15 protein-coding genes are annotated in these 13,753 nt (G+C 67.1%); 11 read left to right on the top strand and 4 right to left on the bottom strand.

From position 1 onward, the window contains the following. Nucleotides 1–4 precede the first annotated feature (4 nt). From ACVENA_RS18250 to ACVENA_RS18200, 11 genes are all read left to right on the top strand, one after another. Entirely contained in the window at nucleotides 5–835 is an 831-nt protein-coding gene (locus ACVENA_RS18250) for a flagellar hook-basal body complex protein (RefSeq protein ID WP_257545817.1), read from the top strand. Between the two features lie 34 nt (nucleotides 836–869). Next, entirely contained in the window at nucleotides 870–1,613 is a 744-nt protein-coding gene (locus ACVENA_RS18245) for a flagellar basal body rod protein FlgF (protein WP_449326535.1), read from the top strand. A 12-nt stretch (nucleotides 1,614–1,625) separates the two neighbouring features. Next, on the top strand, nucleotides 1,626–2,411 hold the full coding sequence (gene flgG, locus ACVENA_RS18240) for a flagellar basal-body rod protein FlgG (protein ID WP_257545813.1): 786 nt from the start codon (nucleotides 1,626–1,628) through the stop codon (nucleotides 2,409–2,411). Continuing rightward, nucleotides 2,392–3,051 (top strand): flagellar basal body L-ring protein FlgH, encoded by a 660-nt coding sequence (locus ACVENA_RS18235; protein WP_449326534.1) that lies wholly within the window; start codon nucleotides 2,392–2,394, stop codon nucleotides 3,049–3,051. Before flgG ends, ACVENA_RS18235 begins: the two co-directional genes overlap by 20 nt. A gap of 13 nt (nucleotides 3,052–3,064) precedes the next feature. Beyond that, complete coding sequence (locus ACVENA_RS18230; RefSeq protein WP_449326533.1) at nucleotides 3,065–4,174, top strand: flagellar basal body P-ring protein FlgI; 1,110 nt, start codon at nucleotides 3,065–3,067, stop codon at nucleotides 4,172–4,174. Beyond that, a complete protein-coding gene (locus ACVENA_RS18225) occupies nucleotides 4,171–4,482 on the top strand; it encodes a rod-binding protein (protein ID WP_257545808.1) in 312 nt (103 codons plus the stop codon). The genes ACVENA_RS18230 and ACVENA_RS18225 overlap by 4 nt, the downstream gene beginning before the upstream one ends. Then, on the top strand, nucleotides 4,479–5,804 hold the full coding sequence (gene flgK, locus ACVENA_RS18220; protein WP_449326532.1) for a flagellar hook-associated protein FlgK: 1,326 nt from the start codon (nucleotides 4,479–4,481) through the stop codon (nucleotides 5,802–5,804). Before ACVENA_RS18225 ends, flgK begins: the two co-directional genes overlap by 4 nt. A 12-nt stretch (nucleotides 5,805–5,816) precedes the next feature. After that, entirely contained in the window at nucleotides 5,817–6,647 is an 831-nt protein-coding gene (locus tag ACVENA_RS18215; RefSeq protein WP_257545804.1) for a flagellin, read from the top strand. 90 nt (nucleotides 6,648–6,737) lie between these two features. Continuing rightward, complete coding sequence (motA, locus tag ACVENA_RS18210) at nucleotides 6,738–7,601, top strand: flagellar motor stator protein MotA (RefSeq protein WP_257545802.1); 864 nt, start codon at nucleotides 6,738–6,740, stop codon at nucleotides 7,599–7,601. Continuing rightward, entirely contained in the window at nucleotides 7,602–8,459 is an 858-nt protein-coding gene (locus ACVENA_RS18205) for a flagellar motor protein MotB (RefSeq protein WP_257545800.1), read from the top strand. 179 nt (nucleotides 8,460–8,638) lie between these two features. Next, nucleotides 8,639–9,703, top strand: a complete 1,065-nt coding sequence (locus ACVENA_RS18200; protein WP_257545798.1) for a sigma-54 interaction domain-containing protein — start codon at nucleotides 8,639–8,641, stop codon at nucleotides 9,701–9,703. A 286-nt stretch (nucleotides 9,704–9,989) separates the two neighbouring features. Here the strand turns inward: ACVENA_RS18200 and ACVENA_RS18195 are convergent, their stop codons facing one another. The 4 genes from ACVENA_RS18195 to fliR are packed head-to-tail and all read right to left on the bottom strand — an operon-like array spanning nucleotide 9,990 to nucleotide 13,749. After that, entirely contained in the window at nucleotides 9,990–10,379 is a 390-nt protein-coding gene (locus ACVENA_RS18195) for a flagellar export chaperone FliS (RefSeq protein ID WP_449326531.1), read from the bottom strand. 8 nt (nucleotides 10,380–10,387) lie between these two features. Then, nucleotides 10,388–11,764, bottom strand: coding sequence for a flagellar filament capping protein FliD (gene fliD / locus ACVENA_RS18190; RefSeq protein ID WP_257545794.1), 1,377 nt, complete (start codon nucleotides 11,762–11,764; stop codon nucleotides 10,388–10,390). A gap of 59 nt (nucleotides 11,765–11,823) precedes the next feature. Continuing rightward, on the bottom strand, nucleotides 11,824–12,963 hold the full coding sequence (gene flhB / locus ACVENA_RS18185) for a flagellar type III secretion system protein FlhB (RefSeq protein WP_257545792.1): 1,140 nt from the start codon (nucleotides 12,961–12,963) through the stop codon (nucleotides 11,824–11,826). 3 nt (nucleotides 12,964–12,966) lie between these two features. After that, entirely contained in the window at nucleotides 12,967–13,749 is a 783-nt protein-coding gene (gene fliR / locus ACVENA_RS18180) for a flagellar biosynthetic protein FliR (RefSeq protein ID WP_449326530.1), read from the bottom strand. Between the last annotated feature and the right edge of the window lie 4 nt (nucleotides 13,750–13,753).

The raw sequence follows: 13,753 nt of genomic DNA, 5'->3' as shown, positions 1-13,753 counted from the left end.
TCTCATGTCGTTTTATACGTCTCTTTCGGGCCTCAAGGGCGCCCAGACCGACATGTCGGTCATCTCGAACAATATCGCCAACGCCAATTCGATCGGTTTCAAGCGCAGCAAGGCGAGCTTCGGCGACATCTTCGCTTCGTCGCCGACGCAGTCGACGAAGACTGTCGCGGGCCAGGGCCAGCGCCTGATCGGCATCAGTCAGCAGTTCACGCAAGGGTCGTATGAGACGAGCGAAAAGACGCTTGACCTCGCGATCGTCGGCGAGGGGCTGTTCGTCGTCAAGGGCGAGCCGCCGCGCAACCAGGTTACCTATACCCGCAACGGCGCCTTTTCGCCGCTGCCCGACGGCACCGTCGTCGACTCGACGGGGCAGAAGCTCCAGCTCCTGCCCGTCGATGCCAACGGCAACGTCACCGACCGCACGCTCGGCGGCATGTCGGACTTCGTGCTTCCCGACGGCGCGCCGGGCGATCCGACGGCGTCGCTGATCAACGTGTCGGTCGATCTCGACGGCCTCGTCACCGCGACCTACGCGAATGGCGAGGATCAGGTGCTCGGCAAGGTCGCGATGGCGACCTTCCCCGCGATGGAGGGGCTGCGCCCGATCGGCGACGCGCATTGGCAGTCGACCGGCGAAAGCGGCGACCCGACGATCGACGCCGCGACCAACGGCCCGATGGGCACGATCCGCTCGGGCACGCTCGAACGCTCGAACGTCGATATCACCGAGGAATTGGTGATGCTGATTGGCGCCCAGCGCAATTTCCAGGCCAATGCCAAGGCGATCGAGGGCGCGTCGACGCTGACCCAGACGATCATCAACATGCGCACCTAAGACGCGCGATTAGCCGCCTGCCGGGAGTTTCCAGATGGACCGCCTCATCTACACCAGTCTCACCGCGATGCGGGGCAGCATGGCCCGGCAGACGGCGATCGCGAACAACCTCGCCAATGCGCAGACGCCCGGCTTTCGCGCCGACATGGCCGAAGCCCAGACGCTCTGGCTGCAGGGCAGCGGCTTCGACACGCGCGCGGTCGCCTCGGAAGAGGTGCTCGGTGCCGACATGAAGGCGGGTACCGTCGTCGAAACCGGCCGCGACCTCGACGTCGCGGTGCAGGGCGACGCGCTGCTCGTCGTTCAGGCGAAGGACGGCAGCGAAGCCTATACGCGGCGCGGCGACCTGCAATTGTCGTCGAGCGGCCTCCTGACCACCGGCGACGGCAGCCCGGTCCAGGGCAGCCAGGGCCCGGTGACGATCCCGCCCGCCGATTCGATCAGCATCGACGCCGAAGGGCGCGTCTGGGTCGTTCCGGCCGGCGGCGATCCGCAGAGCCCGCAGGAGGTCGACCGGCTGCGGCTCGCGACCCCCGTGGGGTCGGAGATCGCTAAGGGGATCGACGGCTTGTTCCGCGTCAAGGGCGGCGGGATTCTTCCCGACGACCCCGAGGCGCGCCTCGTCACCCGCTCGATCGAGGGATCGAACGTCGCTGCCACCACGGCGCTCGTCGAGATGATCGAGGCGAGCCGCAGCTGGGACACGCAGTTGAAGATGATCACCGACGCGCGCGACATGGACAGCGCGACGGCCAATCTGATGCAGCTGCCCCGATAAGGAGAATTTGAAATGAGCTTCGGAGCCCTTCACGTCGCGCGGACCGGTCTGGATGCCCAGAGCTTCCGGATGCAGGTGATCGCGAACAACCTCGCCAACGTCAACACCACCGGCTTCAAGCGCGACCGCGCGAGCTTCGAGACGCTGAGCTATCAGATGATGACTCCGCCGGGGGCGCAATCCACCGCGGAAAACCGCTATGCGACCGGGCTCAATCTCGGCACCGGCGTCGCGCTCAGCGGCACCGCGCGGATCGATACGCAGGGCACCTTCGCGACGACCGGCAACGGCCTCGACGTCGCGATCGACGGTGCCGGCTATTTCCAGGTCCAGATGCCCGACGGGCGCATCGGCTACACCCGCGCCGGCAATTTCGGCCGCTCGCCCGAAGGCGTCCTCGTGACGTCGGACGGCAAGCCGGTCCAGCCGCAGATCCAGATCGCCGAGGATGCGACCAACATCTCGATCGGCGCCGACGGCACCGTGTCGGCCAGCAGCCCCGACGGCACGCTCACCGAACTCGGCCGCATCGAGCTCGCGCGCTTCGCCAACCCGGCGGGCCTCCAGGCGATCGGCAACAATCTGCTCGTCGAAACCCCCGCCTCGGGCGCGCCGCAGGTCGGCGGCGCCGGGGAGGAAGGGCGCGGCTCGCTGCGTGGCGGGATGCTTGAGGGGTCGAACGTCAATGTCGTCGAGGAGCTCGTCGACATGATCGAGACGCAGCGCGCCTATGAGGTCAATTCGAAGATGATCTCGGCCACCGACGAGATGATGAAAAATGCCTCGCAGACTCTCTAAGCTGGCGCTGATCGCGCTTGCCCTCGCGCCGGCTCCGGCCTTGGCTAAGGACAAGGTCGCGCCCGACGCTTTCGCGGTGACGATGCCGGCTCCCCCGCCGGCGTCGCCGACCAACGGCGCGATCTTCCAGGGCGGCTATGTGCCGCTGACCTCGGGCGGGCGTGCGGGGGCGGTCGGCGACATCATCACGATCCAGCTCGTCGAACGCACCGCCGCGACCAAGAGCAATGCCGCGGCGACGCAGCGCGACGGCGATATCGGCCTGACCCCGCCGACGACCGGCCCGCTGTCGCTGTTCAATCCCAGCGACGTCGCGATGGGCGGCAGCCAGCAGTTCAAGGGCAAGGGCGACGCGTCGCAGTCGAACGCGCTGTCGGGCGAAGTCAGCGTGACGATCGCCGAAGTCTATCCGAACGGCACGATGCTGGTGAAGGGCGAGAAATTGCTGACGCTCAATCGCGGCGATGAACGCGTTCAGATCTCCGGTATCGTTCGCGCGATCGACATCGGTCCCGACAACCGCATCCTGTCGACCCGCGTCGCCAACGCCCACATCCGCTACGTCGGCAAGGGCGAGATCGCGCGCGCCAGCAAGCAGGGCTGGCTGCAACGCTTCTTCTCGATCATCAGCCCGTTCTAAAGAGGACAGAAAAGTGACCCAGCGTCCGACCCTCATCGCCCTAATCGCTCTATTCCTGACGAGCCTCGCTTTCGCCGCGCCGGTGCAGGCCGAGCGGATCAAGGACATGGGCCAGTTCCAGGGGCTGCGCGCGAACCAGCTCACCGGCTATGGTATCGTCGTCGGCCTCGCGGGGACAGGCGACGACAGCCTCGACTATTCGACGCTGGGGATGAAGGGCGCGGTGTCGCGGTTCGGCCTGACGCTGCCGCCGGGGGTCAATCCGGCGCTCAAAAATGCCGCGGCGGTGATGATCACCGCCGAACTGCCGCCCTTTGCCAAGCCCGGTCAGCGCCTCGACGTCACCGTTTCGGCGATCGGCAAGGCGAAGAGCCTGCGCGGCGGCACGCTGGTGCTCGCGCCGCTCTATGGCGCCGATGGGCAGATTTACGCGATGGTGCAGGGCAATCTCGTTATCGGCGGCCTCGGCGTCGATGCCGCCGACGGGTCGAAGCTGACGGTCAATGTGCCGTCAAGCGGCCGGATCGCCGGCGGCGCGACCGTCGAGCGCGCGGTCGATACGGGTTTTGCCGCCAGCGACCGGCTGACCTTCAACCTCCACCAGTTCGACGCGACCAACGCCAAGCGCGTTACCGACGCGATCAATCAGGCGCTGCCGGGCTCGGCGGTGATGCTCGACGGCGCCAGCATTGCGATCCGCGCGGACGGCGGCAACGACGAACGGATGCGGCTGATGTCGCGAATCGAGAATCTCGACGTCGTCCGGTCCGAGCCGCCGGCGCGGGTGATCGTCAACGCGCGCACCGGCACGGTCGTCATCAACGGCGCGGTCCGCGTCGGCACCGCGGCGGTGTCGCAGGGCAAGCTCACCGTCTCGATCAAGGAATCGCCGACGGTCGTGCAGCCCGCGCCGTTCAGCCGCGGCGAAACCGCGGTCGAGCAGTCGAGCGATATCAGCGTCGACCAGGATTATCGTCCGATGATGATGGTGAAATCCACCGCATCGCTTTCCGAGCTCGTCGATGCGATCAACCGCATGGGCGTTCCCCCCGGCGACCTCGTCGCCATCCTCGAAGCGCTGAGCCAGGCCGGCGCGCTGACGGCAGAACTGGTGATCATATGACGACGCCCATCTCCTCTTCCTACGCTTCGACCCCCGCGCCCGCCGCGGGCGGCGGGGGCGACGGCGGCCTTCGCAAGGCGGCCGAGGCCTTCGAGGCGGTGATCCTCCGCCAGCTGATGAGCTCGATGCGCCAGGCGAAGCTCGGCGACGATATCTTCGGGTCGAGCGCGACCGACAATTTCCGCGAGATGGCCGACGCCAAGACCGCGGACTCGATGGCCGCGCTCCGCCAGTTCGGCATCGCCGACATGGTCGAGGCGCAGCTCAAGGGCCGCGCCATGGCTGCGGGCGGAGGGGGGCTCCAGTGAGCGATCTTCTCAGCATCGGCTATACCGGCCTGCGCGCCTATTCGAAGGCGCTGTCGACCGTCGGCGACAATATCGCCAACGCGCAGACTCCGGGCTATGCGCGGCGGCGGCTCGACCTTGCCGAAGTGCCGGCGGGCACCAACATGGTGCTCTATCGCGGCAGCACGACGCCGGGCGGCGTCGACATCAAGGGCGTCGTGCGCTCGGTCGACCAGTGGCTGATCAACGATGCGCGCATCTCGTCGGGCGATTCCGAACGCGCGGCGGCGAAGCTCGACTGGATGAATCGCGTCGAAAGCGCGCTCAGCGACGACAGCAACGGCATCAAGACCGCGCTGACCACGCTCTACACGACCGCCGACCAGCTCACCGCCGACCCGTCGAACCCGACGCTGCGTGCGCAGTTCCTGCAGGCTGCGAGCGATGTCGCCGCGGGCTTCCAGACCGCCGCGAACCGCCTGTCGAGCCTGTCCGACGGCGTATCGGCCGCGGGCACGGCCGAGGTGTCGCAGTTCAATACCAATCTCGACGCGCTCGAACAGATCAACGTCGGCCTGCGCAAGGCGCGCGACGGATCGACCAACCAGGCGGCGCTGATGGACGAGCGCGACCGGCTGCTCGATCAATTGTCGTCGCAGGCGGGAGTCAGCGCGACCTTCGACGCGCATGGCGCGGTGACGCTGCGCGCGACCGGCAGCGGCGACCTGCTCGTCGGCGGCGGCGTGGTGACGCCGATCGCGATGACCACCGCGGCCGACGGACGCATCGCCTATACGATCGGCGGATCGGCCTTTCCCAACGCCACGGGTTCGCTCGCCGGCTTCGCGGAGGCGGCGAACCACATCGCCGATCAGCGCGCCGGGCTCGACACGATGGCGACGCAGTTCGCGGGCGAGCTCAATGTCGTGCATCAGGGGGGTATCGACGCCGACGGTAATGCCGGCCAGCCGCTCTTCACCGGCACCAGCGCCGCGACTCTGACCGCGACGCCGCTGACCGCGAGCCAGGTCGCTGCCGCCGACGCGACGAGCGGCAACGGCAATATGCTGGCGCTCGGCGCGATGCGCGGCGCGAACGATCCCGAGGCGGCCTGGTCGGGCCATATCGCGACGCAGGCGCAGGCGACGGCTTCGGCGCGCGCGCAGGATGCCGCCGCGACGACGCGCGCCGATGCCGCCGCCGCCGCGCGCGATTCGGTGAGCGAGGTCAATCTCGACAATGAAGCCGCCGAGCTGCTGCGTTTCCAGCAGGCCTATTCGGCGGCGGCGCGCACGATCCAGGTCGCGCGTGAAACAATGCAGACGCTGCTGAACTCGCTCTAAGGGAGGCGAAGGATGATTAACGCCGTAGGCAATCGCATGACGCGCGAGATCGCGCGCCAGTCGAAGCTCGCCGATGCGCTCGAGCGCACGCAGATCCAGATTTCGACCGGCCTGAGGATGCAGCGTATGTCGGACGATCCCGTCGCCGCGCGCCGCGTCCTGACGATCGGCACGACGCAGGCGAGCATGACGAGCTGGCAGGCGAACATCAAGTCAGCGACGGCGCAGACCGCGCAGGCCGATGGCGTGCTCAAGTCGGTGAGCGACCTGCTCGCGCGCGCGAACGAGCTGACGCTGTCGGCGGCGAGCGACACGGCGAGTCCGAGCGACCGCGCGACGATCGCCGCCGAACTGGGTGCGCTGGCCGACGAGATCGACGCTTTCGCGGCGACGCGCGACGCGAATGGCGAGCCGCTCTTCGCCGCCGGCGACGCCCGCGTCGTCCGCTTCGATTCGGACGTCGCCTTCGCGCCGGTGCCGTCCGCGGCGACCGCTTTCGTCGTCGGGGGCAATTCGCTGTCGACCAGCCTGCGCGACGCGGCGACCGCGATCACGGCGGGCGACAAGCCCGGTATGAACGCCGCGCTGACCACCATCACCGCCGCGATCGGGCATGTCGCCGACCAGAATGCCGCGCTCGGCCTGTCGGCCGGCCGGCTCGAACGCATCGGTGAATCGCTGTCGGCGCGCGGGATCGAGATCGCCGACGAGCGCCAGTCGATCGAGGAGACCGACCTCGAGACCGCGATCGCTGAGCTGAACGCCCAGGATCTGACGCTCGGCGCCGCGCAGGCGGCCTTTGCCAAGATCAACCGGCAGACTTTGTTCGATCTTTTGACCTGACGCGCTCAACTTCGGCGGCGCGCTGCCGTTAAGCATGAAGACGTCCTTTGAATTTTTCCGGGGGTTCGCCCCCAATGGAGTTGCCCGCGCATGTTTCCCGTAATCGGCATCGTCGTTCTGATCCTGCTGGTGTTCGGGGGGTTTGCGTTCACCGGCGGCAATCTCACGCCGGTGCTCCACGCGCTTCCGCACGAAATGCTGATCATCGGCGGCGCCGCGGTCGGCTCGCTGATCATCGGCAATTCGGGCGCCGACCTGAAGGCGCTCGCGGGCGGCCTCGGCAAGGTGTTCAAGGGCCCGGCCTACAAGAAGCAGGATTATCTCGACTGCATCCTGCTCGTCTCGACGCTGATGAAGATGATGCGCACCGAGGGGCCGGTCGCGGTCGAACCGCATATCGAGGAGCCGAAAAGCTCACCGATCTTTCAGCAATATCCCAAGCTTTTGAAGGACGACACGCTTGTCCACCTGATCTGCGACACGTTGCGCCTCGTCGTGGTCTCGTCGGGGACGCTCGATCCGCACGCGGTCGAGGACGTCATGGACAATGCGCTGAAGAACCATCGCCACCACGCGCTGAAGCCCGCCGAAGGGCTGCAGAGCCTCGCCGATGCGCTCCCGGCTCTGGGCATCGTCGCCGCGGTGCTCGGCGTCGTGAAGACGATGGGCTCGATCGACAAGCCGCCCGAGATCCTGGGTGCCATGATCGGCTCGGCGCTCGTCGGCACCTTCCTCGGCGTGCTCCTCGCCTATGGTCTCGTCGGGCCGTTCGCGGCGCGTGCGAAGACGGTGATCGAAAGCGACGCCGCCATCTATCACACCGTGAAGCAGCTCATCATCGCCTCGCTCCACGGCCATCCGCAGCCGCTCGTCATCGAGGCCGCGCGCTCGGGGGTCGACCATCTGAACCAGCCGAGCTTCGCCGAGGTCTTCGACGGAATGCGAGGCCGCTAAATGGCTGCGCGTCCGAACATGGTGCGGCCGATCATCGTCAAGAAGGTGATCGAGGAAGCGCACGGCGGCCATCACGGCGGCGCCTGGAAGGTTGCCTATGCCGACTTCGTGACCGCGATGATGGCCTTCTTCCTGCTGATGTGGCTGCTCGGCGCGACGACCGAGAAGCAGCGCAAGGCGCTCGCCGACTATTTCGCGCCGACGATCGTGCGGACGAAGCAGGAGAGCGCCGGCGGCGCCAGCCTGTTCGGCGGCGATTCGATCGTTTCCGCCGACAATTATCCGCATCGCGCGGGGCAGACCGGCACCCGCTCGCTTACCATCCCGAAGGATGCCGTCGGCGGGCCCAAGGAAGCGGCGGGCCGCGAGCGCGAGAAGGAAAAATTCGCGCAGGTCGCCAAGTCGATGATGGAGCGCGTGCAAAAGAAGGGCGAGCTCAAACGGCTCGCGCGCAACCTGCGCTTTACCGTCACGACCGAGGGGATGCGGATCGATGTCGTCGACGATGCCGACTTCTCGATGTTCGTGATGGGCACCAGCCAGCTCACTCCGGCGGGCGCGAAACTGTTCAGCGAGATCGCGGGGCCGATCGCCGGGACGCCGAACCGGCTGATGATCCGCGGCCACACCGATGCCGCGCCCTGGTCGGCGAAGGCGGGGATGAACAATTGGCGCCTGTCGGTCGACCGCGCCGAGGTCGTGCGGAACTTTCTCGAGTATCGCGGCGTTGCCGGAGAACGCTATGCGCGCATCGAAGGGGTCGCCGATCGCGAGCCCTATAACCCCGTCGATCGATTCGATCCGCGCAACCGCCGCATCTCGATCACGCTCGGCTGGCGGATCGAGGGTGGGAATTAGTGCCAATTTGGCTGCATCCCCAATCGTTAAGAACGTGATTGCGCGCCTGTTGTTGCCATATTGGCAATAACTCTTTATTTTCAAAGGGTTGAGTCCCTTTGGATAATCTTTCGTTTACCATTTTCCTCAATCTCCATCTCCATCGAAAGCGCCGATTGGGGGGCGCGGTGGAGACGAAAATGACCGTGGGGCAGAACAAGGGGGCGGCGCCGTCGGCGCTTGAGACGCTGATCATCGGGCACAGCCCGGCGGTGGAGCGGCTGCGCGAAATGATCCGGCGGGTGGCCCGCTCGAACGCCTCGGTGCTGCTCTGCGGCCCGTCGGGATCGGGCAAGGAACTCGTCGCCCGCGCCATCCACGACGAAGGCGTGCGGTCGGACAAGGCCTTCACCGCGATCAACTGCGGCGCCATCCCCAGCGACCTCATCGAATCCGAACTCTTCGGCCATGAAAAGGGCAGCTTCACCGGCGCTCACGCCCGTCGCATCGGCCACTTCGAGGCGAGCGACGGCGGCACCCTGTTTCTCGACGAAATCGGCGACATGCGCTTCGACATGCAGGTCAAGCTGCTCCGCGTGCTCGAGGACCGGACGATCGTCCGCGTCGGCAGCAGCGAGGTCCGCCCGGTCGACATCCGCCTGATCTCCGCGACGCACCAGGATCTGGGCGACGCGATCGCCGACGGCAAATTCCGCGAAGATCTGTTCTTTCGCCTCGGCGTCGTCGTCATCCAGGTGCCGGCGCTTGCCGCCCGCGTCGAGGATATTCCGGCGCTGATCCGCCATTTCCAGCGCAAGATGCCCGCCGACGCCAAGTGCCGTTACGACGAGGGCGCGCTCGCCGTGCTGATGCAGCACAAATGGCCGGGCAACGTCCGCGAGCTTCGCAATTTCGTCGAGCGCGCGAGCGTGCTCCACGGCGGCGAGACGCTCGGGGCCGAAGATGTCGCGATCCTCCTCAATCCCACTGCGGTGCCGCTGCTGCGCCCGGTCGTCTCGCACGGCCCCGCTGCGGTGCCTGCCGACGACGAGGATCATCTCGCCGCGCATCCCGCCAAGATGCCGGCGCCGGGCCGCCCGATCGACCTCAAGCGCGAGATCGAGACGATCGAGCTCGAACAGATTCACAACGCCCTCGATCTCGCCGACGGGATCATCTCCGAAGCCGCGCGCCTGCTGACGCTGAAGCGGACGACGCTGATCGAGAAGATGCGCAAATATGGAGTTCAGCAGCAGGCCGCCTGACGACTACCCCACCAGTTTTCGGCGCCGCTGAATTCGGCACCGGCTCGCTGTTTCCCGGCCGTCCGTCCCCACATCGGCGGCCCGGAACAGGGGGCCGGTGCCGAACCCTTTTGTGGAGGAAATGCAGCGAGTCTGAAAGCTCTGGGACATGATCATTATAGAAGGAATCGTCATCCCGGCGAAGGCCGGGATCTCACCGTCCCGACCTGACGCACCGACGAGATCCCGGCCTTCGCCGGGATGACGAGATAAGTAAGAAGGTGTTTCAGCCCGATCTGACCACGCTCTACCGAAGCTGCCGCCAGGCCGAGCTGATCGTCACGATGCCGTTCAGCAGCTCGTCGAGCGATTCGGCGCTGTTGGCCGAGACCGCGTCGTCGAGCTTGCGGCGCATGCTGCGATAGACGCGCGACAGTGCGGTGGCGACGTCGCCGCCGGCATCGCGGTCGAGGTTCGCGTCGAGGCCGATCAGGATGGTGCGCGCGCGCCGCGCGGGTTCGGTCGCCGAGATGCGCTGCCCCTGCCGCACCATCGAGGCGAGCACCCCGACCGCCGTCTCCAGCTCGTCATAGAGCATGGTGACGAGTTCGACCGGATCGGCGGCCAGCGCGCGGCTTTCGTGTTGCAGACGGCGATAGAGTCCCGTCGCGCGGACGGTCGAGGGTGTAGCGGCCATGGACGTCATCAGTCGTTGTTCTGGTTCGTCCACATCTTGATCTGTTGCTCAAGATAGGCCTGGGTTGCCTTGAAGGCGTTCAGTTTGACGTCGAGGGCGCTATACTGCTTTTCGAGCCGCGCCTTGTAAGCGGCTTCGCGCTCCTCGACCTTTTCGAGCTGCTCGGCGAGCGAACTGCTCTTGTCGGCGAGCGATTTCGACACGCGGCCGATCGCGCCGTCGCTTGCGACCGCCTTGTCGCGGATCGCATCGAGGATGCCGGCGATGCCGGGATCCGTGGTCGCGGTGTGTGTCGCATCGCGGCGTGGGCTGAACAGCGCCTCGACCGCGCCGGCGTCGGCAGTCAGCGCCTTTTCCAGTTTCGCCGAATCGAGCGTAAGCGTCCCGTCCTTGGCAGACGAGATGCCGATGTCGGACAGTCTCGAGATACCGCTGCCGCTGGTCAGCACCTTGTTGACCATGTCGCTGAGCTCGCGCTCGAGCGAGCGGAGCGAGCTGGTGGTGCCCGACATGCCGGTGGCGGCGGTCAGGCTCTTCTTGAGCTGATTATAGACCGACACAAAATCGCCGACGGTCTGGCGGATCATATCGAGCGGGCGGCTCGCACCGATGTCGACCGGCTGGCCGGGGGCGGCCTTCTTGAGCGTCAGCGCCATGCCGGGAATGACGTCGTCGATACTGTTCGTGGCGCGGCTGTAGGCGATGCCGTCGATCGTGAAGGTCGCGTTCGCGGCCGACTGGCCGAGCGTCATGCCGCCGCCCGCGCCATAGCCGAGAGCGGCGAGCGCGGGGTCGGCCCCCGCGTCGGCGGTCAGGGTGAAGGCGTTCGCTTCGCCCGTCGCACCCTTCAGCACGATACGGCTGCCGCCGGTGTCGGCGACGATCGAGGCGGTGACCCCGGCGCCGCTGGCATTGATCGCGGTCGCAAGGCCTTCGAGGCTGTTGTTGGTCGCATCGATCGTGATCGTCTTGTTCACGCCCCCGACGCTCAGCGTCATCGTGCCGATGCCGATCGCGGCGCTCTTGTCGGCGACGATGCCCGAATAGGCGGTCTGTGCGCGGGCGAGGCTGTTCACGACGATGGTCGCCGAAAAGCTGTCGGCGCTGAGGCCTGCGCGCGCGGTCGCCGACAGCACGCTGTCGTCGGAAACGGTCGGCGTGCTGCGGAGCGACCCGTCATCGATCATTTGCTGGAGCGAATCGGCGAAGCCCTCGAGGTCCGACCGCGCCTGTGCGACGGCGCTTATCTGCGCCTGGTTCTGTGTCGTCAGCGTCGAAATCCGCGCGACCTTCGGGTCGCGGGAGGCGGACGACAGGTCCGTAACCAGCTGCTTGATGTCGAGCCCCGATCCGAAGCCGAGCGAATTGGCGATAGAGGTGACCATGGCGAATATCCTTCGCACCTCTTAACGGCGGCGCGGGCGAGGGATTAAGCGGTCCGGGGTCAGTTTTGTCGCCGCCCCTCGGGGTCGAAGCGGTGCGTGACCGGTACGTCGACCACGGGCTGCCCCAGGCCTTCGGCCATCGCGCGTTCGAGCTGGAAGACGAAGGCGAGCACCGTCGCGACCGCGACGAACAATTCCTCGGGAATCGTCCGTCCGGCGCGCGCGGTGAAATAGATGGCGCGGGCGAGCTGCGGATATTCGAGGATCGGCACGTTCGCGGTGCGCGCGAGTTCGCGGATCGACAGCGCGACGTCGCCGCGCCCGCGCGCGACGACGACGGGCGCCGCGTCCTGACCGGGGCGATAGCGAAGCGCGACCGAGAAATGGGTCGGGTTGGTGAGGATGACGGTCGCGTCCGACACCGCCTTGCGCGCGGAACCGCTCAATATCTCGTGAGCGCGCTGGCGCTGCGCCTGTTTGAGTTCGGGCGCGCCGTCCGCTTCGCGCATTTCCTCTTTGATTTCCTGCTTGCTCATCATCAGGCGGCGGGTGCGTTGATACCATTGCGCGGGCACGTCGATCAGCGCGATGACGACGAGGCCGCCCGCCATCGCGAGCATCGAATGGCCGACGGCGCGGCCGGCGAGGCCGATCGCGGCGTTGAGGTCGGCCTGCGCCATCGACATGATCGCGGGCAGGCTGTGCGCGACGAGCTGATAGCCGATCGTGCCGAGCAGCAGCACCTTGGCGAGCGACTTGACCAGCTCGATGACGCCCTGCGGCCCGAAGATGCGTTTGATCCCCGACAGGGGGTTCATCCGATTGCCCTTGAATCCCAGTGCCTTGCCGCGCCAGCCGAGCGAGCCCAGCATCGCGGGCGCGGCGATGCTCGCGCCGATCGCGAGCGCGAACAGGCTGGCGAGCGGCAGCAATATCTCGACGCCGTTGCGCATCACCGCCTCGCCGGGGGCGAAATGGGCGATATCGCCGGCGTCGAGGGTCAGGCCGCGCTTGATGAGCTCGCCCGCCGAATCGACGAGCCAGCCGCCCGCGGCGAACAGCCAGCCCGCGCCGGCGAGCATCATCAGCGCGGTCGCGAGTTCCTTCGACATCAGCACGTCGCCCTCGCGCGCCGAGTCCTTGAGCTTCTTCTGGGTTGGAAGCTCGGTCTTCTGGTCCTTTTCGCTCGTCCCCGCCATCGCTCAGCGCCCCGCGGCGATCGTGCGGGCCATGTCGAGCGCGTCGGAGAGGAAGCGGGCGATCGTTTCGGCCATCGCCGGGGTCGCCATGCCGAGCAGGATGACGCCCGCGAGCAAAGTCGCGGGCAGGCCGACCGCGAACAGGTTCATCGCCGGGGCCGAACGGCCGATCACGCCCATGATCATCTGGACGAGGATCAGCACGAAGCCGACCGGCAGCGCGATCGTCAGCCCGGCGGCAAACATCAGGCTCGCGAAATGAAGCAGGCCGCCGATCGCGGCGAAGGAGGGAAAGGCGTTGCCGGGCGGCAGCGCCTGATAGCTGTCGACGATGATCCGGATCAGCATCAGATGGCCGTCGGCGGCGAGGAAGAGCGCGGTCGCGAGCATCGACAGGAACTGACCGACGACGGTGCTCGACGCGCCGCTCAAGGGATCGACCATCGACGCGAAGCCGAGGCCCATCGCATTGCTGATCGCCTCGCCCGCGAGCAGCGCGGCGGCGAGCCCCATCTGGAGCACGAAGCCGATCGCGAGGCCGATCACCGCCTCGCCGATGACGAAGAAGAGGCCGGGGACCGAGACGATGCCGTCCGCGGGCAGCGCCATTCCCGACGCCGCGACCGCGGGCACGCCGACCGCGAGCGCGATGACGAGGCGAAGCTGCACCGGCACGTTCGCGGCGCCGAACACCGGCGCGGCCAGAAAGGCGGCGCCGGGCCGGATCATCCCCAGCATCCAGAGCTGGAGCATCGCCTCGATATTCGGGACGTCGGCGGGGTTCATCGCG

The sequence above is a fragment of the Sphingopyxis sp. 550A genome (assembly GCF_053569535.1).
This window is presented reverse-complemented; position numbering and strand designations above follow the sequence as displayed.

What these genes read in the sequence shown, in the direction of transcription:
- motA (WP_257545802.1), top strand. Translation starts at nt 6,738, where the DNA reads ATGTTTCCCGTAATCGGCATCGTCGTTCTGATCCTGCTGGTGTTCGGG.
- ACVENA_RS18245 (WP_449326535.1), top strand. Translation starts at nt 870, where the DNA reads ATGGACCGCCTCATCTACACCAGTCTCACCGCGATGCGGGGCAGCATG.
- fliR (WP_449326530.1), bottom strand. Translation starts at nt 13,749, where the DNA reads ATGAACCCCGCCGACGTCCCGAATATCGAGGCGATGCTCCAGCTCTGG.
- ACVENA_RS18215 (WP_257545804.1), top strand. Translation starts at nt 5,817, where the DNA reads ATGATTAACGCCGTAGGCAATCGCATGACGCGCGAGATCGCGCGCCAG.
- flgG (WP_257545813.1), top strand. Translation starts at nt 1,626, where the DNA reads ATGAGCTTCGGAGCCCTTCACGTCGCGCGGACCGGTCTGGATGCCCAG.
- ACVENA_RS18235 (WP_449326534.1), top strand. Translation starts at nt 2,392, where the DNA reads ATGCCTCGCAGACTCTCTAAGCTGGCGCTGATCGCGCTTGCCCTCGCG.
- ACVENA_RS18225 (WP_257545808.1), top strand. Translation starts at nt 4,171, where the DNA reads ATGACGACGCCCATCTCCTCTTCCTACGCTTCGACCCCCGCGCCCGCC.
- ACVENA_RS18250 (WP_257545817.1), top strand. Translation starts at nt 5, where the DNA reads ATGTCGTTTTATACGTCTCTTTCGGGCCTCAAGGGCGCCCAGACCGAC.
- ACVENA_RS18195 (WP_449326531.1), bottom strand. Translation starts at nt 10,379, where the DNA reads ATGGCCGCTACACCCTCGACCGTCCGCGCGACGGGACTCTATCGCCGT.
- ACVENA_RS18205 (WP_257545800.1), top strand. Translation starts at nt 7,602, where the DNA reads ATGGCTGCGCGTCCGAACATGGTGCGGCCGATCATCGTCAAGAAGGTG.
- fliD (WP_257545794.1), bottom strand. Translation starts at nt 11,764, where the DNA reads ATGGTCACCTCTATCGCCAATTCGCTCGGCTTCGGATCGGGGCTCGAC.
- ACVENA_RS18200 (WP_257545798.1), top strand. Translation starts at nt 8,639, where the DNA reads ATGACCGTGGGGCAGAACAAGGGGGCGGCGCCGTCGGCGCTTGAGACG.
- flhB (WP_257545792.1), bottom strand. Translation starts at nt 12,963, where the DNA reads ATGGCGGGGACGAGCGAAAAGGACCAGAAGACCGAGCTTCCAACCCAG.